The organism is Janthinobacterium amylolyticum (genome assembly GCF_051380655.1).
In the GTDB taxonomy this organism is placed as follows: Bacteria; Pseudomonadota; Gammaproteobacteria; order Burkholderiales; family Burkholderiaceae_D; genus Janthinobacterium.
Genome location: NZ_JBNYXL010000016.1, coordinates 50,381 through 76,157 on the forward strand (window position 1 = coordinate 50,381; position 25,777 = coordinate 76,157).

Annotated in this window: 21 protein-coding genes and 2 riboswitches; of the genes, 15 read left to right on the top strand and 6 right to left on the bottom strand. The window is 61.6% G+C overall.

The genetic code is table 11. The features are described from left to right. Positions 1 to 10: 10 nt before the first annotated feature. Entirely contained in the window at positions 11 to 391 is a 381-nt protein-coding gene (gene gcvH / locus ACQ4WR_RS26600; RefSeq protein ID WP_436490990.1) for a glycine cleavage system protein GcvH, read from the bottom strand. Between the two features lie 70 nt (positions 392 to 461). Continuing rightward, a complete protein-coding gene (gcvT, locus tag ACQ4WR_RS26605; RefSeq protein WP_436490992.1) occupies positions 462 to 1,583 on the bottom strand; it encodes a glycine cleavage system aminomethyltransferase GcvT in 1,122 nt (373 codons plus the stop codon). A 74-nt stretch (positions 1,584 to 1,657) separates the two neighbouring features. Further along, positions 1,658 to 1,763: riboswitch (glycine riboswitch) on the bottom strand. Between the two features lie 28 nt (positions 1,764 to 1,791). Next, positions 1,792 to 1,879, bottom strand: a riboswitch (glycine riboswitch). A gap of 168 nt (positions 1,880 to 2,047) precedes the next feature. Here gcvT and ACQ4WR_RS26610 point away from each other — a divergent pair. From ACQ4WR_RS26610 to def, 7 genes are all read left to right on the top strand, one after another. Beyond that, the gene (locus ACQ4WR_RS26610; RefSeq protein WP_258002887.1) at positions 2,048 to 2,620 is read left to right on the top strand and encodes an ATP-dependent Clp protease proteolytic subunit; all 573 of its coding nucleotides are present in this window, start codon (positions 2,048 to 2,050) and stop codon (positions 2,618 to 2,620) included. A 208-nt stretch (positions 2,621 to 2,828) separates the two neighbouring features. Further along, positions 2,829 to 3,428 carry a phosphatase PAP2 family protein gene (locus ACQ4WR_RS26615; RefSeq protein WP_436490993.1) on the top strand — a complete coding sequence of 200 codons (600 nt, stop codon included), beginning with the start codon at positions 2,829 to 2,831 and terminating at the stop codon, positions 3,426 to 3,428. A gap of 199 nt (positions 3,429 to 3,627) precedes the next feature. Then, positions 3,628 to 7,155 (top strand): chromosome segregation protein SMC, encoded by a 3,528-nt coding sequence (gene smc, locus ACQ4WR_RS26620; protein WP_436490995.1) that lies wholly within the window; start codon positions 3,628 to 3,630, stop codon positions 7,153 to 7,155. After that, positions 7,152 to 8,342, top strand: coding sequence for a cell division protein ZipA C-terminal FtsZ-binding domain-containing protein (locus ACQ4WR_RS26625; protein ID WP_436490997.1), 1,191 nt, complete (start codon positions 7,152 to 7,154; stop codon positions 8,340 to 8,342). The genes smc and ACQ4WR_RS26625 overlap by 4 nt, the downstream gene beginning before the upstream one ends. Positions 8,343 to 8,356: 14 nt before the next feature. Further along, positions 8,357 to 10,708 (top strand): NAD-dependent DNA ligase LigA, encoded by a 2,352-nt coding sequence (gene ligA / locus ACQ4WR_RS26630; protein ID WP_436490999.1) that lies wholly within the window; start codon positions 8,357 to 8,359, stop codon positions 10,706 to 10,708. A gap of 32 nt (positions 10,709 to 10,740) precedes the next feature. Then, a complete protein-coding gene (gene galU, locus ACQ4WR_RS26635; RefSeq protein WP_436491001.1) occupies positions 10,741 to 11,634 on the top strand; it encodes a UTP--glucose-1-phosphate uridylyltransferase GalU in 894 nt (297 codons plus the stop codon). Then, a complete protein-coding gene (gene def / locus ACQ4WR_RS26640) occupies positions 11,631 to 12,167 on the top strand; it encodes a peptide deformylase (protein WP_436491003.1) in 537 nt (178 codons plus the stop codon). Before galU ends, def begins: the two co-directional genes overlap by 4 nt. Positions 12,168 to 12,352: 185 nt before the next feature. On the opposite strand, the gene ACQ4WR_RS26645 is transcribed toward def, so the two are convergent. The 4 genes from ACQ4WR_RS26645 to map all read right to left on the bottom strand — a co-directional run bounded on the left by ACQ4WR_RS26645 (position 12,353) and on the right by map (position 17,508). Next, entirely contained in the window at positions 12,353 to 13,117 is a 765-nt protein-coding gene (locus ACQ4WR_RS26645) for a flagellar brake protein (RefSeq protein WP_102293855.1), read from the bottom strand. A gap of 155 nt (positions 13,118 to 13,272) precedes the next feature. Then, on the bottom strand, positions 13,273 to 14,022 hold the full coding sequence (locus tag ACQ4WR_RS26650) for a pseudouridine synthase (protein ID WP_034752263.1): 750 nt from the start codon (positions 14,020 to 14,022) through the stop codon (positions 13,273 to 13,275). Positions 14,023 to 14,071: 49 nt separating this feature from the next. Then, positions 14,072 to 16,639 (bottom strand): [protein-PII] uridylyltransferase, encoded by a 2,568-nt coding sequence (locus ACQ4WR_RS26655; protein ID WP_436491005.1) that lies wholly within the window; start codon positions 16,637 to 16,639, stop codon positions 14,072 to 14,074. Positions 16,640 to 16,695: 56 nt separating this feature from the next. Beyond that, the gene (gene map, locus ACQ4WR_RS26660; protein ID WP_102293886.1) at positions 16,696 to 17,508 is read right to left on the bottom strand and encodes a type I methionyl aminopeptidase; all 813 of its coding nucleotides are present in this window, start codon (positions 17,506 to 17,508) and stop codon (positions 16,696 to 16,698) included. Between the two features lie 390 nt (positions 17,509 to 17,898). Here map and rpsB point away from each other — a divergent pair, with 390 nt between their 5' ends. The 8 genes from rpsB to rseP all read left to right on the top strand — a co-directional run bounded on the left by rpsB (position 17,899) and on the right by rseP (position 25,702). Beyond that, positions 17,899 to 18,651, top strand: a complete 753-nt coding sequence (rpsB, locus tag ACQ4WR_RS26665; protein WP_086145236.1) for a 30S ribosomal protein S2 — start codon at positions 17,899 to 17,901, stop codon at positions 18,649 to 18,651. 157 nt (positions 18,652 to 18,808) lie between these two features. Beyond that, positions 18,809 to 19,720, top strand: coding sequence for a translation elongation factor Ts (tsf, locus tag ACQ4WR_RS26670; RefSeq protein WP_436491007.1), 912 nt, complete (start codon positions 18,809 to 18,811; stop codon positions 19,718 to 19,720). Between the two features lie 148 nt (positions 19,721 to 19,868). Then, complete coding sequence (pyrH, locus tag ACQ4WR_RS26675) at positions 19,869 to 20,585, top strand: UMP kinase (protein WP_092715775.1); 717 nt, start codon at positions 19,869 to 19,871, stop codon at positions 20,583 to 20,585. Between the two features lie 304 nt (positions 20,586 to 20,889). Then, positions 20,890 to 21,450: a ribosome recycling factor gene (gene frr / locus ACQ4WR_RS26680; protein WP_092802600.1), complete on the top strand. Its 561-nt coding sequence runs from the start codon at positions 20,890 to 20,892 to the stop codon at positions 21,448 to 21,450. Positions 21,451 to 21,547: 97 nt separating this feature from the next. Next, entirely contained in the window at positions 21,548 to 22,315 is a 768-nt protein-coding gene (uppS, locus tag ACQ4WR_RS26685; RefSeq protein WP_102293852.1) for a polyprenyl diphosphate synthase, read from the top strand. Continuing rightward, positions 22,315 to 23,148, top strand: coding sequence for a phosphatidate cytidylyltransferase (locus ACQ4WR_RS26690; RefSeq protein ID WP_436491009.1), 834 nt, complete (start codon positions 22,315 to 22,317; stop codon positions 23,146 to 23,148). Before uppS ends, ACQ4WR_RS26690 begins: the two co-directional genes overlap by 1 nt. An 11-nt stretch (positions 23,149 to 23,159) precedes the next feature. Next, a complete protein-coding gene (gene ispC, locus ACQ4WR_RS26695; protein WP_436491011.1) occupies positions 23,160 to 24,344 on the top strand; it encodes a 1-deoxy-D-xylulose-5-phosphate reductoisomerase in 1,185 nt (394 codons plus the stop codon). Beyond that, positions 24,341 to 25,702 (top strand): RIP metalloprotease RseP, encoded by a 1,362-nt coding sequence (gene rseP / locus ACQ4WR_RS26700; RefSeq protein WP_436491013.1) that lies wholly within the window; start codon positions 24,341 to 24,343, stop codon positions 25,700 to 25,702. The genes ispC and rseP overlap by 4 nt, the downstream gene beginning before the upstream one ends. Positions 25,703 to 25,777: the final 75 nt, after the last annotated feature.

The following is a 25,777-nucleotide window of genomic DNA, read 5'->3' on the forward strand; positions in this document are numbered from 1 at the left end:
TCAAACGCGATTACGCGCCGGTGGTGGCGCCATAGGCGGCGGCGTCGAGCAAGCCGTCCAGGGCCGACACGTCGGCTGGCTTGATCTTGAACAGCCAGTTGGCGTAGGCGTCGGCGTTGATCGACTCTGGCGAGTTGACCACGGCGTCGTTGACGGCCACGACTTCGCCGGCGACCGGTGCGTAGATGTCGCTCGCTGCCTTGACCGATTCCACCACGGCGGCGTCGTCGCCGGCGCCGTAGGTGTTGCCCACGGTTGGCAGTTCGACGAAGACGATATCGCCCAGCGCGTCCTGTGCGTATTCGGTGATGCCGACGGTGACGGTGCCGTCGCCTTCAAGGCGTACCCATTCGTGAGAAGCGGTGTACTTCAGGTCTGCAGGAATGTTCATGTGTGGCTCCAGATGGTAAGTGTTCGTTATTGGTTATGTTTATGCAGTCTTGCGGGCGGCTCTAATACGCTTACGCAGCCAGGATTTTACCGTTACGCACGAAAGGCAGCTTGACTACCGAGGCGGCCAGCTGCTTGCCGCGGATTTCCACGTGCACGGTGTCGCCTACAGCGACGCCGTTCGGCACGCGCGCCAGGGCGATCGCTTCCTGCATGGTCGGGCTGAAGGTACCGCTGGTGATCTCGCCAGCCTGGTCGCTGCCGGCGACGATGACTTTCTGGTGCGCGCGCAGCACGCCGCCTTTTTCGCGCAGGATCAGGCCGACGAATTGCGCGTTCTGGCCCTTGGCCAGCAGGGCGGCCTTGCCGGTGAAGTCGCGTTCGCTTACCAGGTCGATGGTCCAGGCCAGGCCCGCGTCGAGCGGGTTGACGCTTTCATCCATATCCTGGCCGTACAGATTCATGCCCGCTTCCAGGCGCAGGGTGTCGCGTGCGCCCAGGCCGGCCGGCTTGACGCCCGCAGCTACCAGGGCATTCCACAGCGCTTCCACCTGCGTGGCGGCCACGCCGATTTCAAAGCCGTCTTCGCCCGTGTAGCCGGTGCGCGCCAGCATGACTTCGCCGAAAGCCGTGTCCTTGACGATGACGACATTGAATGGCTTGATGGCTTCGGACGCGGCTTGCGTTTCCGGTAGCACCTGCCATACCTTGGCGCGCGCGTTCGGGCCTTGCACGGCCACCAGGGCCATGGCGTCATTGCCGTCGCGGCGCTGCGTGATCGTCAGGCCGCTGTTGCTGGCGGTATTTTGCTGCTGCATCCAGGCCACGTCTTTTTCCGCCGTGCCCGCGTTGACGACCAGGCGGAACCAGTTTTCGTTGAAGAAGTAGACGATCAGGTCATCGATGACGGTACCTTCGGCATTCAACATGCACGAGTACAGCGCCTTGCCCGACACTTGCAGCTTGTCGACGTTGTTGGCCAGCAGGCCGCGCAGGAAAGCGCGCACGTTCGGACCTTCGATATCGACCACGCACATATGCGACACGTCGAACATGCCGGCGTCGCCGCGCACGGCGTTGTGTTCTTCGATTTGCGAGCCGTAGTTGACGGGCATGTCCCAGCCGCCGAAATCAACCATGCGGGCGCCGAGGGCACGGTGGGCGTTATTGAGTGGGGTCGCTTTGAGCGTCATGGATTCCTCGGGACGAAGGTAAAAGGGGAGTTAACAAAACATAGAATAGCCAAACACGGCTTTCCAGCGTGATCACTGACCCCCCTGTCCTTTGTACCTGAGAGATTACGGGGGCTTGCCCCGTGCGCCCCTTCGGTGGGCCGCCGGCAATAGCCGCGGCCGCTCTCCAGAGTTGAGCTAAAACGTGTCGCCAAAGCAACAGCTTCAGTCCGCCTGATCGGTCCTTTTGCCTGAGAGTTTTTGGGTAGTGCCCCTTCGGCGGCAACGCTGGCGTTGCCCTCTCCCGATCAAGTGGGAGGAATATATGCCAGCAGGGTGCTTCTGTCAATCTGTAAAGGCGTGTCCCGGGCGCCCGAAAGCGCCTGTTTGCGGGGCTGGCAGGGGTGCGCGAACGCTGCAAAAGGGCGCCCGGCCGCGCAGGAATGCGCTATCATGAAATCCTGGCTTTCTTGCGGGTGCCTGCCATGAATACTACACAAAGCGAGACGCAAAACAACACTGAACAGCACGGTTACTTCACGCTCTCGGGCGACGTCAACAGCGATATGGTGCGGCGCGTGTTCAACGCCGTGGCCGACATCACGGAAGACAAGCTCACGACCGCGCATATCCTGATCCAGTCGAACGGGGGCTATGTCAGCGATGGCATCTGCCTGTACAACCTCCTGAGTAAATTGCCGCTCGACATCATCACCTATAACGCCGGCGCCGTGGCGTCCATCGCCGTGACCCTGTTCCTGGCGGGACGGCAGCGCCATGCCAGCGATACGGCGCGCTTCATGGTGCACAAGTCGCATGCGACGGCGTCGCCCGGTTCGCGCCCGGATGCGCTCAGCATCATCGTCGAAGGCTTGCGCGCCGACGACATGCGCACCGAGCGCATCCTGCGCAACCACGTCCGGCTGACGGAAGAGCAGTGGCAGGTGCACGCGTATTCCGACCTGCACCTGACGGCCGAGCAGGCGCTGGCGGTGGGCATGATCGATGCAGTCCGCGACTTCGCGCCGCCCAAGGGCAAGCGGCTGACGAATATCTGAGGCCGGTGCAAGGTGGCGGCGGCGGTGGCGGCGGCATGTTTCCATGCATTTAATTTCCGCATGGAAATTTTGTAATGGAATGTAATTCTTTGCTGCTCTGCATCAAAAGGCGCGCGAAACGGGGCCATGTCATGGCATAGTGCAGTCTGATCATGAAATAAGCGCTGGTACGATGACTTGGTGGAACGGGATTTCTTTTGCGGCCGATATGTCCATGATGGGCCCGGCGGGAGTGGCGATTGCCCTGTGGCTGCTGGTGTCGCGCCAGTGGAAGCTGGTGCTCAGCTGGAGTCTGTGGTATGGCGCCGGCCTGGCGCTGGTGGTGCTGTCGAAGCTGGCCTTCATGACCTGGGGCATGGGCAGCAGCAGCCTGGACTTTACCGGTTTCAGCGGCCATGCCATGCGCGCCGGCGCCGTCTTTCCCGTCCTGATGTATGTCTTGCTGCAGCGCGCCGCGCCGCGCTGGCGCCACGCGGGCGTGCTGGCGGGCGTGGCCTTTGCCATACTGGTGGCCATTTCGCGCGTGGTCGTGCATGCGCACAGCGTGTCGGAAGCCGTCAGCGGCTGCGTGCTGGGCCTGGCGGTGGCACTGGGCTTCATGTGGAATGCCCGCGGCGCCGTGAATATTGCCGTCAGCCATGCTCTGGCCCTGGCCAGCCTGCTGCTGATGGTGATGCTCAGCTTCAAGGCGGAGCCGCTGCCGACCGAGCAGTGGCTGCAAAAACTGGCCATGAGCCTGTCCGGCCACGAGCGCGTTTTTTCCCGTGCGGACTGGAAACTGGCGCAGGATGGCCGTCCCGCCCGCTGACACAGGGGCGGGGGCTGTCTGGCGCTGCTGTTTTTTGGCCAGAAAAGCATCAGGAAATGGTATGATAAAGCACTCCCTGCGCACCCCGCGGTGAGTGGCCAGACTGCCGCCGCAAGGGCGGCATGGTGGCCATGCGCTGCATATGAACCGGGTTCACCCATAAATTAACCGCCAGCATAGGCCAGGAACTCTAAAACACGTGCGTCTCTCTTCCATCAAGTTGTCGGGATTTAAGTCTTTCGTCGATCCCACCAATTTCCAGGTGCCAGGCCAGCTCGTGGGCGTGGTTGGCCCGAATGGCTGCGGCAAATCGAACATCATCGACGCCGTGCGCTGGGTGCTGGGCGAATCGAAAGCGTCGGAACTGCGCGGCGAATCGATGCAGGACGTCATTTTCAACGGCTCCACGCACCGCAAGCCGGCCGGCCGCGCTTCCGTGGAACTGGTGTTCGACAACAACGATGGCAAGGCCTCCGGCCAGTGGGGCCAGTACGCCGAGATCGCCGTCAAGCGCACCCTGACGCGCGACGGCACCTCCACCTATTACATCAATGGCCAGCCGGTGCGCCGGCGCGACATCCAGGATATTTTCCTCGGCACCGGCCTCGGCCCGCGCGCCTACGCCATCATCGGCCAGGGCATGATTTCGCGCATCATCGAATCGCGCCCGGAAGAATTGCGCGTGTTCCTGGAAGAAGCGGCGGGCGTATCGAAATACAAGGAACGCCGCCGCGAGACGGAAAACCGTTTGCAGGACACGCGCGAGAATTTGCTGCGCGTGGAAGACATCTTGCGCGAACTCAATGCCAACCTGGAAAAACTCGAAGCGCAGGCGGCCGTGGCCACGCGCTTCCACGCCTTGCAGGCGGACCAGGAAGAAAAGCAGAAGCTGCTGTGGCTGCTGCGCAAGAACGAGGCGCAAAACGAGCAGACGCGCTATTTCCGCGAAGTGGAACAGGCGCAGACGGACCTGGAAGAGCAGACGGCCAAGCTGCGCAATGTCGAGCTGACCCTCGAGCAGATGCGCCAGGCGCACTTTGCCGTGGGCGACCGCCTGCATACGGCGCAAGGCCATTTGTACCAGACGAATGCGGAAATCGGCAGCCTGGAAGCGCAAATCAAGTTCGTCATCGAATCGCGTGCCCGCCTGCAGGCGCAGCTGGCGACCCTGACGGCCCAGCGCGACCAGTGGACGCAGCAGGGTAGCGACTACCAGGAGCAGATCGAAGAGGCGGAATTCCACCTCGAGGAGCTGGCCGCCAAGGTGGAGCAGTCGCAGATGATGGCCGAGCAGAAGGGCGAGCAGTTGCCCGAGCTGGACGCCGCCTGGCGCGCCGCGCAAAACAAGAGCACGGAATCGCGCGCGCGGATCATGCAGGCGCAGCAGCAGCTGGAGCTGGAATCGGCGCACCAGCGCAATGCCTCGAACATTCTGTCCAGCCTGTTGACGCGCCGCGAGCGCCTGCAGCAGGAAAAGAACAGCCTGAGTTTGCCCGACAGCAGCCACTTGGAAAACCTGAAACTGCAGCTGGAAGAAAAGCAGCAGGCGCTGGAAGAGCAGGGCTTTTACCTGGAAGAAGCGCTGGAGCAGCAGCCCAAGCTGGAGCAGGAGCGGGCCGAAGCACAGACGCAAGTCAACGCCGAAACGGCCGCCAACGCCCAGCTGGAAGCGCGTCTTTCCGCTTTGAAACAGTTGCAGGAGCGCGTGCAGACCCAGGGCAAGGTTCAGCCATGGCTGAAAAAGCACGAGCTCGACACCTTGCCGCGATTGTGGCAAAAGCTGCAGATCGAGGCGGGCTGGGAAGCGGCCATGGAGTCGATCCTGCGCGAGCGCACGTCGGCCCTGCAATTGTCGAATATCGACTGGGCCAAGGCCTTCTTTGCCGATGCGCCACCGGCCAAGCTGGCCCTGTACGCGCCATCGACCGTGGCGCCGCTGCCCGTGCCGGAAGTGCCTGGCCTGAAACCGTTTTTGAATTTGCTGAAACTCAACGACCCGGGCTTGCGCGGCTTGCTGCAGGACTGGCTGCACAATGCGTACGCCGTGGAAGACGCGGCCGAAGCCCTGGCGGAACGGGGCAAACTGCCGCCGGGCGGCTATTTCGTCACGCGCGCCGGCCACGTGGTCACGGCCACCAGCGTGCGCTTTTATGCGGCCGATTCGGAGCAGGAAGGCATGCTGGGCCGCCAGCAGGAAATCGACAATATCGGCAAGCAGCTGCGTGCCCAGCAATTGCTGGCCGAAGAGGCGCGGGCCCGTTCCGTGCGGGCCGACGCGGCCGTGGGCGCCCTGACGCGCAACCTGTCTGATTTGCGCCTGCGCATACAGCAGCTTACGTCCTCCGTGCATACCTTGCAGCTGGACGTGGTGAAACTGTCGGAAGTGGAAGCGCGTTTCAATCAGCGCAGCACGCAGATCGGTGCCGACCTGGCGGAAATCGGCGCGCAGGAAGCGGAACAGCAGCAGATCAAGGCGGAATCGGAAGAAAAATTCGAACAGCTGGACATGGAGCTGGGCAACTTGCAGGAAGCGCACGAAGACGGCCATACGGATTTCCTGCAGAAGGAACAGCGTCTGGCCGAGGCGCGCGAAGCCTTGCGCGACCTGGAACGCGCCGCCAAGGATACGGAATACGCGGAAAAAGCCCACCGCGCGAAGATCGAGGAATTGCGCCGCAACATCGCCACGGCCAGCACGCAGGCGCAGCAAGTGTCGGAAAGCCTGCAGGCGGGACAGCTGGAACTGGCCAACCTGGAAAGCGGCGCTGCCGCCGACGGCTTGCAGGATCTGCTCGAGCGCCGCACCACGCAGGAACGGGCGCTGGCGGACGCGCGCCATGAACTCGATCAAATTACGCAGCAGCTGCGTTTGTCCGAAGATGCGCGTACGCAATCGGAACGCAGCCTGCAGCCGCAGCGTGACAAGATCATGGAAATGCAGCTCAAGGAGCAGGCCGCGCGCCTGAACCAGGAGCAATTCGCCCAGCAACTGCTGGAGTCGGGAGCCGACGAGGCCGCGCTGACGGAAAAATTGCACCCGGACATGCGCCCCTCGTATCTGCAGGGCGAAGTAACGCGCCTGACGAATGCCATCACGGGGCTGGGCGCCGTCAACCTGGCCGCGCTCGACGAGCTGGCGCAGGCTTCCGAGCGCAAAAATTTCCTCGACGCCCAGAATGCCGACCTGACGGAAGCGATCAACACGCTGGAAGACGCGATCCACAAGATCGACAAGGAAACGCGCGACTTGCTGCAAGACACGTTCGACAAGGTCAACCATCACTTTTCCGAGCTGTTCCCGATTCTGTTTGGCGGCGGCCAGGCCAAGCTCACCATGACGGGCGACGAAATTCTCGATTCCGGTGTACAAGTCATGGCGCAGCCGCCTGGCAAGAAAAATGCCACCATCCACCTGTTGTCGGGTGGAGAGAAAGCGCTGACCGCGACGGCCTTGGTGTTTTCCATGTTCCGCCTGAATCCGGCGCCGTTCTGCCTGCTCGACGAAGTCGATGCACCGCTGGACGATTCGAACACGGAACGCTTCTGCCGCATGGTCAAGCGCATGTCCGACCAGACCCAATTCCTTTTCATTTCGCATAACAAGATTGCGATGGAAATGGCCCATCAATTGATCGGTGTGACGATGCAGGAGCAAGGCGTATCGCGCATCGTGGCGGTGGACATGGAGTCCGCCGCAAATTTTGCTACCGAGGCACAAGCAGCATGACAGACCTTCAAATTACTTTGTTCGGCGCCGGCGGCGTCTTTATCGTCGGTGTTTTCTCCTACAATAAATGGCAGGAATACAAGGCCAAGAAAAGCGTGGAGCGGGCCTTTTCCACCGATCACGATGACGTGCTGATGCGCGAAGGCGAAGCGCCTGTGGCCGATGTCCAGGAACCCGTCCTGCGCCAGGAACCGCGTTTCGATGCGGCGCCTGCCGCCAAGGCCGAGCCGTCGTTTGGCGCGCCCCCGGCCGCCGCCGTAACGGACGCGCCCGTGCACGCGGAACCGTCGCTGGGCGATGCCGCCGCGCCTGTGGTTTCGCCTGCCGCTGCGCCTGCCGCGGCCGCAGCGGCCGCTCCGGTACGGGAAGAAGTCAGCGCCGCCAGCGAACAGGCTACCAGCCTCGTCGATCCGCTGATCGACTGCCTGCTGCCCTTGTCGCTGGAAGCGCCGGTGCGCGGCGACAAGATTTTGCCCGTGCTACAAACGCTGCGCCTGGTGGGCAACAAGCCCGTGCATTTCATCGGCCTGCATGTGAATGGCGACTGGGAACCGATCACGCATGGCGGTGTCTACACCAAGATGCAGGGCGGTGTGCAGCTGGCCAGCCGCAGCACGGCCCTGAATGAACTCGAGTACTCGGAACTGGTCACGCGCCTGCGTGGCGTGGCCGACGATATCGGCGCCGAGCCGGAAGTGCCGGACATGATGGAAGTGATGGCAGAAGCGCGCAATCTGCACCGTTTCGTGGCTGGACACGACGCGCAGCTGGGTGTCAACCTGCACACGAATGGCGCGCCATGGGCCATTTCCACCTTGCTCGTGGCACTTGAAAAACAAGGTTTCGACGTGCGTCCCGACGGCCGCTTCGTCATGCCGGACGGCGATGGCAGCTATCTGTTCTCGTTGTCGACCAACGTCACGCTGGCCGAGGAAACCACGCCCCGCTTGACCCTGCTGCTCGACGTGCCTTGCGTGGCGCCCGCGCGCGACGGTTTTGGCGCCATGATCGCCTGCGCTAAATCGCTGGTGGGCCGCCTGGACGCGACCATCGTCGACGACTACAACCAGGCCCTGTCCGACGCGGCGCTGGCCGAGATCGCCGGCCAGGTGCAAGAGTTTTACCAGGAAATGGACGCGGCCGACATTCCGGCCGGCTCCACCCGCGCCCTGCGTTTATTTAGCTGAAGAATCCCGCAACAATGACTGATCTGACCAACCAGGACGCCGCAGCGCGGGTCCTGGCACTCACTGCCGAACTCAACCGGCATCTGCACGCCTACCACGTGCTTGACAATCCCACCATTCCTGACGCCGAGTACGACAAGCTGTTTATCGAACTGCAGGCGCTGGAAGCTGCCCATCCGGAGCTGCTGCAGCCGGATACGCCCACCTTGCGCGTGGGCGCGGCGCCTCTGCCGCAATTCGAGCAAGTCACGCACACGGTGCCGATGCTGTCGCTGAACAATGGTTTTAGCGACGACGACATCGTCAATTTCGACCGCCGCGTGCGCGAAGGCCTGGGCCTCGACGGACAGGACGTCGCCTATGCGGCCGAAGTGAAATTCGACGGCCTGGCCATCAACCTGCGCTATGAGAACGGCCTGTTCGTGCAAGCGGCAACGCGCGGCGATGGCGCCACGGGCGAAGACGTGACGGCGAATATCCGCACCATTTCCGGCATCCCGCTGCGCCTGCATGGCAAGACCGTGCCGGCGCTGCTCGACGTGCGCGGCGAAGTCATGATGTTCAAGGCCGATTTTGCCCGCCTGAACGAACGCCAGCGCGAGGCCGGGCAGAAGGAATTCGCCAATCCCCGCAACGCGGCGGCCGGCAGCCTGCGCCAGCTCGATTCGCGCATCACGGCCCAGCGCAAGCTGCGTTTCTATGCGTACGGCATCGGCGCCCTCGATGGCGCCGCCATGCCCGCGTCGCATTCGGCCTTGCTGGACTGGTACGAACTGCTCGGCATCCCCGTATCGAAAGAGCGCAAGGTGGTGCAAGGTGCGCAGGGCTTGCTCGATTACTACGCCGACATCGGCGCCCGGCGTCCCGCCTTGCCGTACGAAATCGACGGCGTGGTCTACAAGGTCAACGCCACGGAAGACCAGCAGGAACTGGGCTTTGTCTCGCGCGCGCCGCGTTTTGCGCTGGCGCACAAGTTTCCCGCCGAAGAAGCGCTGACGCAGGTGCTGGGCATCGATATCCAGGTTGGCCGCACGGGCGCCATGACGCCAGTGGCGCGCCTGGCGCCCGTTTCCGTGGGCGGCGTGACGGTCACCAATGCCACCTTGCACAATGAAGACGAAGTGCTGCGCAAGGATGTGCGCGTGGGCGATACCGTCATTGTGCGGCGCGCTGGCGATGTCATTCCGGAAGTGCTCGCCGTGGTGCTGGAGAAACGTCCAGACCCGGCGCCGCCGCCGTTCAAGATGCTGGAAGCATGCCCCGTGTGCGGCTCGCACGTGGTGCGCGAAGAGGGCGAGGCGATCGCCCGCTGCTCGGGCGGCCTGTTCTGTTCGGCGCAGCGCAAGGAGGCGTTCCGCCACTTCGCTGGCCGGCGCATGATGGATATCGAAGGCCTGGGTGAACGTTATATCGATACCCTGGTCGAACTGGAATACGTGCATGGCCTGGCCGATCTGTACAGCCTGACCCTGGACAAGCTGCTGGAAATGAAGGTACGCGCCGATGAGCGCGATGGCTCCACGCCTGAGACAGTGCAACAAGGCAAGATTCCCACGAAGTGGGCGGAAAACCTGCTGGCTGGCATCGAAGCAAGCAAGCGGCCGCCGCTTGAGCGTTTCCTGTTTGCGCTGGGCATCCGCCACGTGGGTGAATCGACGGCGAAGACCCTGGCCGAGTGGCTGGGCAGCCTGGAATATGTGCGCCGCGCGCCGGCGGCCCTGCTGCGCGTGCTGCCCGATATCGGCGGCACGGTGGCCGAGTCCATCGCCGACTTCTTTGCGGAAGAAAAAAACCAGCAGGCGCTGCAGGCATTGCTGGACGCCGGGGTCGCGCCGCAAGGCGAACATGCGCCCAGCGCCAAGCTGCGCACGCAGCTGGAGCAAACCAAGCTGCTGGCCGCGCTGGGCATTCCCAAGCTGACCGAGCCGCGCAGCAAGCAGCTGGTGGAGCGGGGCGTCACCCTTGCCAGCCTGGCGGCGCAGGGTGCCAGCTTCCATGCGGGCTTGCCCGCTGCCGTGGCCGAGTCGCTGGCGCAATGGCTGTCTGTTGACGACAATGTCAAGCTGCTTGGTCAATTGGACGCCCTCAGAAATGAATTACTGTCACAATTGCCTGAAATGCCAGCTTCCGGCGGCAAGCTGGACGGCAAGACGTTCGTCTTGACGGGCACCTTGCCCACCATGGGCCGCGATGACGCGGCCGCGCTGATCGAGGCGGCTGGCGGCAAGGTCAGCGGTTCCGTGTCGAAGAAAACCAGCTATGTCGTGGCTGGCGCCGACGCAGGCAGCAAGCTGGCCAAGGCCCAGGAGCTGGGCGTGCCCGTGCTGGACGAGGCGGCCATGCTGGCGTTACTGGCACAGCAATAGCGGTATTTATTCAATATTTTGTAGATAGATCCATGAAAAAAATCCGAAAAGCAGTTTTCCCCGTCGCGGGCCTGGGCAGCCGTTTCTTGCCCGCCACCAAAGCGCAACCGAAGGAAATGCTGCCCATCGTCGACAAACCCTTGATCCAGTATGCGGTGGAAGAGGCGGTGGCGGCGGGCATCACGGAAATGATCTTCATCACGGGCCGCAACAAGCGCGCCATCGAAGACCATTTCGATACGGCCTACGAACTGGAAACAGAACTGGAAGCGGCAGGCAAGCGCCAGTTGCTGGAGATGGTGCAAAACGTCATTCCCAAGCACATCAATTGCATCTACATCCGCCAGTCGGCGCCGCTGGGCCTGGGCCATGCCGTGCTATGCGCCCGTCCCGTGATCGGCGACGAGCCGTTTGCCGTGCTGCTGGCCGACGATTTCATGGATGTGGAAGAGGGCGTGCGTCCGGTGCTGGCGCAGATGGCCGATGTATACCAGTATGAAAACTGTTCCTTGCTGGCGGTGCAGGATGTGCCGCGCGCGGAGACCAAGCAGTACGGCATCGTCAGCGCCCAGCATTATCAGCCTGACCTGGAACTGGTGTCGGCCATCGTGGAAAAACCTGCCCCGGAAGAGGCGCCGTCGACCCTGGCCGTGGTCGGACGCTATGTGCTGACCAGCCGCATCTTCGAGCACCTGGAAAAAATCGGCACGGGCGCCGGTGGCGAAATCCAGCTGACGGACGGCATTGCCGCCCTGATGCGCGAGGAGCGCGTGCTGGCCTACCGCTACAAGGGCCAGCGCTATGACTGCGGCTCCAAGCTCGGCTACCTTAAGGCGACCACGGCGATGGGCATGAAGCATGCGGAAACGGGTGCCGCTTTCCGCAATTATCTGCAACAGCTGCAATCGACACTGGACGCCAAATGACGGTACGCGAGATTCTGAGGATGGGTGATCCGCGCTTGCTGCGGATGGCCGAGCCCGTGCGCGAATTCAATACGCCCGAATTGCACGCGCTGATCGCCGACATGTTCGACACCATGCATGCCGCCAATGGCGCCGGCCTGGCCGCGCCGCAGATCGGCGTCAACCTGCAGGTGGTGATCTACGGCTTCAAGCAGAATGCGCGCTACCCTGACGCGCCGCAAGTGCCGGAAACCGTGCTGATCAATCCGGTCCTGACGCCCTTGTCGGAACGCAAGGAAGAGGGTTTCGAGGGCTGCCTGTCCGTGCCCGGCCTGCGCGGCAGCGTGCCGCGCTGGAGCGAGCTGCACTATGAAGGGTTCGACCAGTTCGGCCAGCCCATCAGCCGCGACTGCGACGGCTTTCATGCAAGAGTGGTGCAGCATGAGGTCGATCATCTGCACGGCATTCTGTATCCGATGCGGATTGTCGACTTTACGCAGTTCGGTTATACCGAGGTCATGTTCCCGGACCTGGATCCGAACGACGACGATTGATCGGCCCCTGAGAAAACGCCCAAGGCTGCGTTGCGTTGCATTGCCTCGCCGTACTATTCCGTACTGTCTTCGGCAATACGCCTTGCCCTGAACGTTTTTCAGGTGCCTCATACGTGTGACTGTCGAACATAAAATGGCCGCGCAGCTTGAGCTGGGCGGCCATTTTTTATGGGCAAGCGAGAAACTCAGCGTACCTTGCGGCTGCTGCCCATATTGTCGAGCAGCATTTTCAATTCATCCTGCATGGCTACCGACAGGTTCAGGAAGCGGCAGCCGATCTGCACCTGTTCGCCCAGCAGGAAGGAGCGGAAGGTGCGCGACAAACGGATTTCCAGGTCGGCGATCATGACCTTGTCCGGTCCCAGTTCCAGGCGCACGCGCGACAGCTTGCGGCCCACGTACAGGCCCACCGTATCGCGTGGATGGGCGCGCATGCCGATGCCGCCGGCGGAAAAGTCATACAGCTGCAATTCGTAGGGACGGCCTTCCAGCACGAACGCGGCCAGGTAGTACACGCCCAGCGGCGTTTCCAAGCGCGTCGATTCGCGCCGCTCGAGCACCAGGCAGTGGCTGGGGAAGTTCGTCAGGTAGACGTTGGGCCGCTCGGGATAGGCTTCCCATTCGCCATTGATGGTGAATTGCAGCTTGGCGCTTTGCACCCAGGACACGAAGGTGGCGCCGCCCGGCGGCAGGGTGGCACCTTCATTGAGCTCCAGCACGAATTGCGGCAGGTCGTCATCGACCGACAGAATGCGCGCCATGATGACCTCTTCGCCACCGCTGGGGTAGATGGAGATGGCGTCACCGTTGTCTGCCAGGCTGCACAGTGTTTCGCCGATATCCCACGGATCGCTCATGTGGTGCGGCTTGGTGCCGGGCGCCATCGGCTCGGCCACGTCGGCCAGGCTGGGCGCGCCCTTGCGCAGGGGATTGGGGATGGGATCGTTCACGACGGCGTATCTCTTCTGTTCTAATGGGGAATAGTGTATAGGTTCACGGCAATATTTGCTAAGCAAATCACAATAATGATATTTATTGCACTATATTCCTGTTTCTTCTTGTGCAGTCTGGCATGCCGCAGGGCATGCCGCCTTGATCTGCGTGCTTAAAACTGCTCGTCCGCGCTCAGGTAGCGCCATTGGCCCGTCGGCAGGTCGCCCAGCTTGACCTTGCCGATGCGCACGCGTTTCAAGCCCAGCACCTTCAAGCCCACGGCTTCGCACATGCGGCGGATCTGGCGCTTCTTGCCTTCGCGCAGGGTAAAGCTCAGCTGGTCTTCATTCTGCCAGCGCACTTTGGCCGGCAGCAATGGCTTGCCATCGAGCCACAGGCCGTGGTTGAGCTTTTTCAGCTCGCTGTCGGGCAGGGTGCCGCCCTTGGTGTAGCTGACGCGCACCAGGTATTCCTTGTCGATATCGGTATCGTGGCCGATCAGCTGCTTGGCCACGCGGCCATCCTGCGTCAGCACCAGCAAGCCGACGGAATCGATGTCCAGGCGACCGGCCGCCACCAGGCTGCGCAGCTGGGTCGGATGAAACTGTTCCGGGCTGCGGTCTTCCGCCCAGCGGTTTTCCGCCTTGATCAGGGCCACGGCGGGCGTGTAGCCATCTTCGGCCTGGCCGCTGACATAGCCGACGGGTTTGTTGATCAGGACGGTGACCCGCTTTGACTGCTCGGCCGCCGCCTGGCGCTCCACGGTGACGCGCTGGCTGGGGTAGACCTTGCTGCCCAGTTCGGATACCACTTTGCCATCTACGCGGACCCAGCCGCGCGCGATCCATTCATCGGCTTCGCGGCGCGAGCACAGGCCCAGTTCGGACATGCGTTTGGACAAGCGTAATAATTCTTCGGTCATGGTCTGTGTTTCACTAAATCAATAAGAGTGGACGCTGCGCTGGCGGCATTTACACCTTCAGCGCATCGAGTAAGTCGGTTTCCAGCAATATCTGGTTGCGGGCATTGTTGAGCGCGGGGCCATCGACAAGGAAGACGTCTTCGACCCGCTCGCCCAGGGTCATGATCTTGGCCGTATGCAGGTTGATGCGGTACTTGGTCAGCACATTGGCGATCGAGTACAGCAAGCCCGTGCGGTCGTTGGCGGCCACCGACAGCAGGTAGTACTGGCCCCTTTCGTCTGGCCGCAAGTCGACCGTCGGCTGGAAGGGGAAGGTGCGCGACAGACGCGACAGCCGGCCCTTGCCCGGCGGCGGCAGCGGCGCCTGCGACAGCAGCAGTTCGCCCAGTTCATGCTCGATCAGGCTGATGATGTCGCGGTAGCTCTTGGCGAAGTTCTGTTCCGTGACCAGGAAGGTGTCGAGCGCATAGCCGTTCTTCGTGGTGTGGATCTTCGCGTCGAGGATGCTGAAGTTCTTGCGGTCGAAATAGCTGCAGATGCGCGCGAACAGGTCGGGCTGGTCGGGCACGTAGACGGCCACCTGCAAGCCTTCGCCAATGGGCGCCAGCCGGCATTTTACCACCGGCAACTTGCTGTCGAGCTTGTCATACAGCGAGCGCGTCTGCCAGGCGATGTCGGAGGCGTCGTGGCGCAGGAAATACGCCACGTCCAGCTGCTGCCACAGCTTGACATGCGCGTCCGGCGGCAAGCCGTACAGGCGCAGGGTGGCCAGCGCTTCCTGCTGGCGGTTCTTCAGCTCGCGGTCGGCCGTGTGCGGTTCGCCACCGAGAACGCGCAGGGTGACCTTGTACAGGTCTTCCAGCAGCTTGCCTTTCCACGCATTCCACACTTTCGGGCTGGTGCCGCGGATGTCGGCCACCGTCAGCAGGTACAGGCCCGTCAGGTGGCGCTCGTCCTTGACCACTTTCGCAAAAGCGGCGATGACGTCGGGATCGGACAGATCCTGCTTCTGCGCCACCTGCGACATGGTCAGATGGTTTTCCACCAGGAAGGCGATGAGTTCCGTATCCTCGGCCGACAGGCCATGGTCCTGGCAGAACTGGGTGGCGTCGGCCACGCCCAGCTTGGAATGGTCGCCGCCGCGGCCCTTGGCGATATCGTGGAACAGGGCCGCCACGTACAGCAGCCACGATTGCGAGAAATCGGCCATCAGCTGGCTGCAGAACGGGTATTCGTGCGCATGCTCGCTCATGGTGAAACGGCGCATATTGCGCACCACCATCAGGATATGCTGGTCAACCGTGTACACGTGGAACAGGTCGTGCTGCATCTGGCCCACGATGCGGCGGAAATTCGGCAGATAGCGTCCCAGGATGCTCATTTCATTCATGCGCCGCAGCGCGTGGATGATGCCGACGGGCGCCTGCATGATGCGCAGGAAGAGGGCGCGGTTGGCGGGATCCTGGCGGAAGGCGGCGTCGATCTTGAAACGCTCGTGCCACAGGGCCCGCGTGGCGCGCGAAGTCATGCCCTTCAGGGCCGGGCGTTCCGTCATCAGCACGAAAATTTCCAGCATGGCCGACGGGTATTGCTCGAACGTGTCGTCGGCGCTGATGTCGATCAGGCTGTTGACTTCATTGAAGCGCTCGTTGATGGGCACGGCCACATCGTCTTGCGGAAACAATCGCGCTTCGATGTTTTGCAGCAGAATCGTGTTGAGCTGGGTCACCGTCTTGGCGGCCCAGTAATAACGCTGCATCAGGAATTCGCTGGCGCGGCGCATGTGCGGCCCGCTGCCCGTCGCTTGCAGGCCCAGCGATTCGGCGATGGCCGTCTGCACGTCGAACACCAGGCGGTCTTCGCGCCGGCCCGCATGCAGGTGCAGCCGCACGCGGATATCCTTGAAAGCGCGCTCCTTTTCCATCAGCTGGCGCGCTTCCGTCAGCGTGATCAGGCCGCCCGTGGCCAACGTGCGCCAGGAATTGGCCAGGCCGGCCGCCTTGGCCACCCATAAAATCACCTGCAAGTCGCGCAGGCCGCCGGGGCTCTCCTTGCAATTGGGTTCCAGGCTGAAGGCCGTGTCTTCATATTTGGCGTGGCGCTGGCGCATTTCCGCCGTTTTCGCCTGGAAAAACGCCTGCGGATCCATGGCCGCATCGTAGCGCTGCTGCAATTGCGCGAACAGCTCCGCGTTGCCGCACACCAGGCGCGCTTCGAGCAAGCTCGTTTGCACGGTGATGTCGGCTTTCGATTCGATCAAGCACTCATCGACGGTGCGGATGCTGTGGCCGATTTCCAGGCCCAGGTCCCACAGCAGTTGCACCAGTTCCTCGAGCTTTTCCTGCGTCGCCGCATCCGGCGATTGCTGCAGCAGGATCAGCAGGTCGACGTCTGAATAGGGAAACAGTTCGCCGCGGCCATAACCGCCGACGCCCACCAGTGAAGTGCCAGGCGGCAAGCCCGCTTCCTGCCACGCGCGCGCCAGCACGCCGTCGACGCTGTGGCGCAGGCTGCGCAGCAGTTTTTCAGGCTTGCCGTCGGCCTGGAAGGCCGCGATGACGACCTGGCGGTCGGCTTTCAGTTGCTGTTTCAGCTGTTCCCGAACTTGCTTTTTCATCTGGGCCCTGGGTGGCGGTGGGTCGGGTGGGGTCAGGCTAGGTCAATCAGGCGTGATCAGGCTTTTTTGGCGATGATGGCCGGCGGCGGCGGCATGCCCGGCGAAACGGTCAGCACTTCATAGCCCGTTTCCGTCACCAGCACCGTGTGTTCCCATTGCGCCGACAGGCTGCGGTCCTTGGTTTTGATGGTCCAGCCGTCGTTCATTTCGCGGATTTCGCGGCGGCCCGAGTTGATCATCGGTTCCACGGTGAAAATCATGCCCGCTTCCAGGCGCTCCAGGGTGCCTGGCTTGCCGTAGTGCAGCACTTGCGGTTCTTCATGGAACACCTTGCCGATGCCGTGGCCGCAGAATTCGCGCACCACGCTGTAGCCGGCTTTCTCGGCATGTTGCTGGATGGCATGGCCAATATCGCCCAGGTGGGCGCCCGGCTTGATCTGGTCGATTCCCAGCCACATGCATTCATAGGTGATTTCCGACAGGCGCTTGGCCAGGATGGTGGGCGTGCCGACCAGGAACATGCGGCTGTTGTCGCCGTGGTAGCCATCCTTGATGACGGTGATGTCGAGGTTGACGGCGTCGCCGCTCTTCAAGACCTTGTCGCCGGGAATGCCGTGGCAGATGACATCGTTGACGGACGTGCAGATGGCTTTCGGGTAGGGCGTGTAGCCTGGCGGGCAATAGTTCAGCGGGGCCGGGATGGTGCCTTGCACATTGACCATGTATTCGTGGCACAGGCGGTCCAGTTCACCGGTCGTGACGCCCACCTTGACGAAGGGGGTGATGTAGTCGAGCACTTCGGCGCCGAGTTTGCCGGCAACGCGCATGCCTTCGATGTCGGCGGCGGTATTGATACGGATGGTGGACATGATATGGTTCGCAATCTGCAAGAGGTTCGGCTGAAAAGCACAGACTTATCCTGCGCAAGGCGGAAAAGTCTGCAAATATGTCGAAATTATAAACGAGGCGCACCCGATCCGCCGCCTCCTTCCTATGGCCGGGAGGCGATTTGTGGGGGAAAAGGCGCCGCCGCCGCCCCTTGCACCAGCCTGGTGCGCCGGCCGCTTTCCCCCTGCGCGCGATTTGCGCCGCGCACTTGATGCAATGGGCATTTCAGTGTAGAATCCCGGGTTGCTTGAATTCTCTTTTAAGCAATGCAGTAAAACAGTGTCTTTAATTTATATAAACACGCGAATCCGGTCGACAAGGGTGCCTGTATGGTGACTGATCGGATTCCAGACCCAACCCTGGAGTTAATAATGTCCGTAACAATGCGCGAAATGCTGGAAGCCGGTGTCCACTTTGGTCACCAAACCCGTTTTTGGAATCCAAAAATGGCACCGTTCATCTTCGGCCATCGCAACAAGATCCACATCATCAACCTGGAAAAAACCATGGCGATGTACCAGGACGCAATGAAGCACGTGCGTCAACTGGCTGCAAACCGTGGCACCATCCTGATGGTTGGCACCAAGCGTCAAGCTCGCGAAATCATCGCTGCTGAAGCACAACGCGCTGGCGTGCCTTTCGTTGATCAACGTTGGTTGGGCGGTATGCTGACCAACTTCAAAACGATCAAAACCTCGATCAAGCGCCTGAAGGACATGGAAGCGATGGTCGAAGATGGTTCGATCGAGAAGCTGTCGAAAAAAGAAGCGCTGATGTTCTCCCGCGAAATGATCAAGCTGCAAAAATCGATCGGCGGCATCAAGGACATGGGCGGCGTTCCTGACGCAATCTTCGTCGTCGACGTCGGCTACCACAAAGGCGCGATCACCGAAGCAGCTAAACTGGGTATCCCGGTCATCGGCGTTGTCGATACCAACCACTCCCCAGAAGGCGTGAACTTCGTGATCCCAGGTAACGATGACTCCTCGAAAGCCATCATGTTGTACGCTCGCGGTGTTGCTGATGCAATCATCGAAGGCCGTGCAGCTGCCGGTAACGAAGTTGTTGAAATGGTTAAAGCAGCCGCTGGTGACGAATTCGTCGAAGTTAACGAACAGGCTTAATGGCCAGGCTATCGCAGGATAGCCGTTTGTAAGCACAGCAGTAAGGGAAAAGGGGTGGCAGCAGCTCCCCCTTTTTTTTAACAAAAAAACGATAGCGACCGCTGGCAAGGCGCAAGCCCGTGCCGCGACTATCGACTCACCGAATCAGGAGAAACACATGGCAGCGATTACAGCAGCGATGGTAGGCGAATTGCGCGGCAAAACCGACGCACCAATGATGGAATGCAAAAAAGCACTGACCGAAGCCGATGGCGACATGGCCCGTGCGGAAGAGATCCTGCGCGTCAAACTGGGCGGCAAGGCATCGAAAGCATCGGCACGCATCACCGCTGAAGGCGTAGTGGCAACCTACATCGCCAACGGCGTAGGCGCCCTGGTCGAAGTGAACTCGGAAACCGACTTCGTTGCTAAAAACGACGATTTCCTGGCACTGGCCAACAACGCTGCCCGTCTGGTAGCGGAACACAACCCGGCTGACGTAGCTGCCCTGCTGGCCCTGCCACTCGATGGCAAGACCCTGGAAGAAGTGCGCGCTGCCCTGATCGGCAAAATCGGCGAAAACATGACCATCCGCCGCTTCCAGCGTTTCGAGACCAGCGCCAAGCTGGCTTCGTACCTGCACGGTTCGCGCATTGGCGTGATCGTCGAATTCGACGGCGCCGATGAGCAAGTAGGCAAAGACGTGGCCATGCACATCGCTGCAATGAAGCCAGTGTCGCTGTCGTCGGAACAAGTTCCAGCGGAACTGATCGAAAAAGAGCGTTCGGTTGCTCAGCTGAAAGCTGAAGAAGACGCAGCCAAAGCTGCCGCCGAAGGCAAGCCAGCGCAATCGCCGGAAATCCTGGCCAAGCGCCTGGAAGGTTCCGTACAGAAGTACCTGAAAGAAGTTTCCCTGCTGAACCAAGCTTTCGTGAAAAACGACAAGCTGTCGGTTGAGCAAATGCTGAAGGCGGCTAACACCACCGTCAAGGGTTTCGCCATGTACGTGGTGGGCGAGGGCATTGAGAAGAAGCAAGACGACTTCGCAGCGGAAGTCGCAGCACAGATGGCTGCCTCCCAGGGAGCGTAAGTAAAGCGGGCCGAGAGGCCCGTTTTTTTGGCCCGCCCGCACCCGTCGTGCCGGGCGGCGGCATGGGCAGCTTCCTCCCGCCTATCCGGCGCTGCAAGGCGCTGCGCCATGTCATACTCGAATAACCTCATTTATGGAGCCCCAGCTCATGTCAAAACCAGCCTACAAGCGCGTCCTCCTCAAGTTGTCCGGCGAAGCCCTGATGGGCGATGATCCCTACGGCATCAACCGCGCCACGATCGAGCGCATGGTGGCCGATGTGGCCGAGGTGGCGAAGTTGGGTGTGGAACTGGCAATCGTGATTGGTGGCGGCAATATCTTCCGCGGCGTCGCGCCTGGCGCGCAAGGCATGGACCGTGCCACCGCCGACTACATGGGCATGCTGGCCACCGTGATGAATGCACTGGCCCTGGCCGATGCCATGCGCCACGTGGGTATCACGGCGCGCGTCATGTCGGCCATCGGCATCGAACAAGTTGTCGAGCCGTATGTTCGTCCGAAAGCCCTGCAATACCTGGAAGAGGGCAAAGTGGTTGTCTTCGCCGCCGGCACCGGCAATCCCTTCTTCACCACCGACACGGCTGCTGCCCTGCGCGGTTCCGAGATCAGCGCCGAGATCGTCCTGAAGGCCACCAAGGTCGACGGCGTCTACACGGCCGATCCGAAGAAGGATCCGAACGCCACCCTGTTCAACACCATCACGTTCGACGACGCCATCGCCAAGCACCTGCAGGTGATGGATGCCACGGCATTCGCCCTGTGCCGCGACCAGAAACTGCCAATCAAAGTGTTTTCGATTACGAAACCAGGCGCCTTGATGCGTGTCATCATGGGTGAAGACGAAGGCACGCTGGTCCACGTATAAAAATAAGGAGGACCAAAAAACCGTCCATGGCTGCGTCGCTCCACCTTGCCAGTACCATGCGTACTGGCTTCGGTGCGGCGCCTTGCCCTGAACGGTTTTCGGCACTCTTGACGGGCGCCAGCCGCGCGTCATATGGATGTAATTGCAAGATTAATTTATCACTAACAACGCCTGGCAAAACCGTCGCGAGCGGAAGGGAGTTGTGGCTGAGAAGCGCAACCGTACGAAGGTACGGTGAGCATCGCAGGCCGCAAATACCGACGCGCAGCAGGTTTTTGACAGGCGTCACTACAGGAGTACAGTAATGTCCTTAGCTGACGTTAAGAAAAACGCCCAGGAACGCATGACGAAATCGCTGGAAACACTGCGCGCCGACCTGGCCAAAGTGCGTACCGGCCGTGCCCATACGGGTATCCTGGACCACGTGATGGTCGACTACTACGGTTCGCCGACGGCGCTGACCCAGGTGGCCAACGTGACCCTGATCGATGCGCGCACCATCGGTGTGCAGCCATACGAAAAGAAGATGGCTTCGACCGTCGAAAAAGCCATCCGCGACGCCGACCTGGGCTTGAACCCGTCGGCACAGGGCGACCTGATCCGCGTACCGACGCCGCCCCTGACGGAAGAGCGCCGCAAGGAAATGGTCAAGCTGGTGAAAAGCGAAGCGGAAGACGCGAAGATTGCCGTGCGCAATATTCGCCGCGATGCGAACGAATCGCTGAAGAAACTGGTCAAGGAAAAAGCCTGCTCCGAAGACGACGAGCGCCGCTCGTCGGAAGAAGTGCAGAAGCTGACGGACAAGTTTATTGCCGACATCGACAAGATGGTTGTCGACAAAGAAAAAGAAGTGCTGACGGTCTAGTCTTCAGTCTTTTGCGCTGCCCGGGAAAGCATGGCTTTTCCGGGCAGTGCTATTTGGCGCATAATAACTATCTTTTATTTTTGGCATTAGTGTTTTCATGATCTATTCGAGTTCGACAACGGCAGTACCCGAGGTGGGCACGGTGCCGCGCCATGTGGCAATCATTATGGATGGCAATGGTCGCTGGGCAACCAAGCGCTTCCTGCCCCGGGTGGCTGGCCACGTCAAGGGCGCCGACGCCGTGCGCGGCATCGTCGAGACTTGCCTTACGCGCGGCGTCGAGTACCTGACCCTGTTTGCCTTCAGTTCGGAAAACTGGCGCCGTCCCGAAGAAGAAGTGTCGATGCTGATGCGTCTGTTCGTCACCATGCTGGAACGCGAAGTGGTGAAGATGCATGCCAACGACATCCGCCTGAAAGTGGTGGGCGACTTGTCGCGCTTCAATGAGCAGTTGCAAACGCTGATTGCCGATGCCGAACGCAAGACGGCGCGCAACACGCGCCTGACGATGACCATCTGCGCCAATTATGGCGGCCGCTGGGACATCATGCAGGCAGTCAATAAAATGACGGCCGCAGCCATCGCCGCTGGCCAGGCGCCCGGCCAGGCTTATACGGAAGAGCAACTGGCGCCCCATCTGGCCATGGCCTACGCGCCCGAACCCGACCTGTTCATCCGCACTGGCGGCGAACAGCGCATTTCCAATTTCCTGTTGTGGCAACTGGCGTACACTGAGTTGTTTTTCACCGAGACTTTCTGGCCTGACTTCAATGAAGAATGCCTCGACGCGGCAATCGCGTCTTACCAGCAGCGCGAACGGCGCTTTGGCCGTACCAGCGCGCAACTAACTGAAAAGAAAAACTGATGCTGAAAACACGGATAATCACCGCCCTGGTCTTGTTGGCGGTCTTGCTGCCGGTTCTGTATCTCAATTATTTCCCCGCATTCGCCGTGATCGTCACGCTGTTCTTCGGCGCCGCCGTGTGGGAAAGCTTCCGCCTTTTCAAGAATCGCCAGGCGCTGGTGATCGCGGCCGTCTGGACGGCCGCCTTCGCGTATACGTTTTTTGTCGGCAACGGCATGGCGCAGCTCAATTTCTGGTTCGCCCTGAGCGTGGCCATCTGGCTGATCCGCTTCGTGCCCTCGCTGGCGACGGGCCTGCCGCCCATGGAAGGGCTGGGCAACACCTTGCTCAGCCTGGTGTACCCGGTCACCATCGTCGGCTGCTTCGTTGCCATCATCTCCTTGTTCCTGCATAGCCCCCTGTACCTGCTGTCCGTCATGGCGCTGGTATGGATCGCCGACATCGGCGCGTATTTCTCGGGCAAGGCTTTCGGCAAGCGCAAGCTGGCGCCGACCATTTCTCCAGGCAAGTCGTGGGAAGGCGCGATCGGCGGCGGTATTGCCGTGCTGGTCATTTCCGCCATCACGATTCTCGCCGCGCCATCGCTGCCCGTCTTGCAGGACACCTTCGCCGTGCAACTGCAACTGCACCGCGGCTGGCTGGTGGCCCTGCTGATCCTGCTGCTGGTGGTGGCCGCCAGCGTCGTGGGCGACCTGTTTGAATCGCAATTGAAACGCCGCGCCGGCATCAAGGACAGCAGCAACCTGCTGCCTGGCCATGGCGGCGTACTCGACCGTATCGACGCCTTGATCCCGGTCTTGCCGTTTGCCGCCCTGGTGGCCAACTGGCTTTAAGGAATTAGTTCATGCAATACATCACCATCCTAGGCGCGACCGGCTCGATCGGCGTGTCCACCCTGGACGTGCTCGCGCGCCATCCGGAGCAGTACAGCGTCTACGCGCTGAGCGCCCACAGCCGCGTTGCCGAGCTGGCCGCCCAGTGCCTGCAATTTCGTCCCCAGCGCGCCGTCGTCGCCACGGCCGAGGCGGCCCTTGAACTGACGCGCTTGCTGCGCGGGCAGGGCGTGTCCACCGAAGTCGAGTACGGCGAGGCGGCCTTGTGCGCGATCGCCAGCGCGCCACAGGTGACGGGCGTGATGGCCGCCATCGTCGGCGCCGCCGGCCTGGCACCCACCCTGGCCGCAGCCCGGGCCGGCAAGAAAGTCTTGCTGGCCAACAAGGAAGCGCTGGTCATGTCCGGCCAGCTGTTCATCGATGCCGTGCACGACAACGGCGCCGTGCTGCTGCCGATCGACAGCGAACACAACGCCATTTTCCAGTGCCTGCCGCATGCCTACGGCCGCGCGCCTGCAGCCTCGGGCGTGGCAAAGATCGTGCTGACGGCGTCCGGCGGTCCCTTCCTGACGCGCGACGTCGAGACGCTCGACAAGGTCACGCCTGACCAGGCATGCAAGCATCCGACCTGGGCCATGGGCCGCAAGATCTCCGTCGATTCGGCCACCATGATGAACAAGGGCCTGGAAGTGATCGAGGCGCACTGGCTGTTTGGCGCGCCTGCCGACAGGATCGAAGTGCTGATCCATCCGCAAAGCGTGATCCATTCCATGGTCTCGTACATCGACGGCTCCGTGCTGGCCCAGCTGGGCAATCCGGATATGCGCACGCCCATCGCGCACGCGCTGGCGTATCCGCAGCGCATCGATTCCGGCGTGGCGCAGCTTGACCTGGCGCAAGTAGCCACCTTGCAGTTCGAACGTCCCGATTTCCGCCGTTTCCCTTGCCTGGCCCTGGCGTTCGACGCCTTGCGCGCGGGCGGTACGGCACCGGCCCTGCTGAACGCGGCCAATGAAGTGGCCGTGCAAGCCTTCCTCGACGAACAGATCGGCTTCCGCCAGATCGACACCGTCATTGCCCACGTGATCGAGACGGTGGCGCATGGCGCCGCCTCCAGCATCGATGCCGTGATGGAACAGGACCGCCTGGCCCGCGTGGCGGCACAGGCGTATATCGCCGGCAGGCTGGCCGCATGACGCTCATTACCACCTTGCTGGCGTTTATCGTTGCGCTGGGCTCGCTGATTACCCTGCACGAGCTGGGCCACTACCTGGTGGCGCGCTGGTGCGGCGTGAAGGTGCTGCGTTTTTCCATCGGCATGGGCAAGGTCGTGTATTCGCGCAAGCTGGGCAAGGATCAAACGGAGTGGGCCATTTCCGCGCTGCCGCTGGGCGGCTATGTGAGCATGCTCGACAGCCGCGCGCAAGACCTCAGCGGCTTGCCGGAAAGCGAACTGCGCCGTGAATTCACGCGCCAGAGCGTGTGGCGCCGCATCGCCATCGTCGCTGCCGGCCCGCTGGCCAATTTCCTCGTCGCCATCGTGCTGTACGCAGGCCTGTTCATGTACGGCATCGAAGAGCCATCGAGCAAGCTTGGCCCCGTGGCCGAACAGACGGCCGCCTATACGGCCGGCCTGCAGCGTGACGATCTGGTCGAATCGGTCAATGGCAAGGCCGTGGGCAGCTGGTCCGACCTGCGCTGGGAGCTGATCCAGGCCGCGCTCGACAAGCAGCCGGCGCGCATCGAAGTGCGCCGCCCTGACCGCGGCGTGCAGGAAGCCATCCTGCCGACGGCCAGCCTGACGGAAACGGACCTCGAAGGCGACGTGCTGGGCAAGCTGGGCCTGACCCTGGCCCGCTCGGCGCCCACCATGATGGAAATCCTGCCCGGTGGTGCCGCCGAGCGCGCCGGGCTGCAAAAGGGCGATGAAATCCTCGCCATCGACGGCAAGCCTGTGCATGACGTGACCGCCATCATCGACACCCTGAGCCGGGCGCCCGGGCAAACCTTGCAATTGCAACTGTTGCGTCAAGGGCAAGACCTGACCCTGCCGATCACTCCCGACGCCGTGCCCGGTGCGGGGGCGGAGGGAGCTGTAACAGTTGGTAAGATCCAGGCCAAGCTGGGACAGGTGCCGGATATGATCACCGTGGCATCGGGACCGTTCGCCGCCGTCGGCAAGGCCAGCGTCAAGGTCTGGGATACCAGTGTCATGAGCCTGAAAATGCTGGGCAAAATGATCACCGGACAGGTGTCGCTGAAGAATGTGACGGGGCCGATTACCATCGCCGACTATGCGGGCCAGACGGCGCGCATCGGCCTGGTGAGCTACCTGAGCTTCATTGCCTTCATCAGTATCAGTCTTGGCGTGATGAATTTGCTACCCATTCCTGTTCTGGATGGCGGGCATTTGCTGTATTATTCGCTGGAAGTTTTGACCGGACGCCCCGTGCCGGAACGCGTAGGCGAGATTGCCCAGCGTCTGGGGATCGGTCTGTTGCTGACCTTGATGGTGCTTGCCGTCTTTAACGACGTCTTGCGGCTGCTGAATTAAGGCAATGGCTGATGCCATTGAGTGAGTCGCACAAGCAATCTTTTGTGTATGTTGTCCACTGATTTACCATTGAAT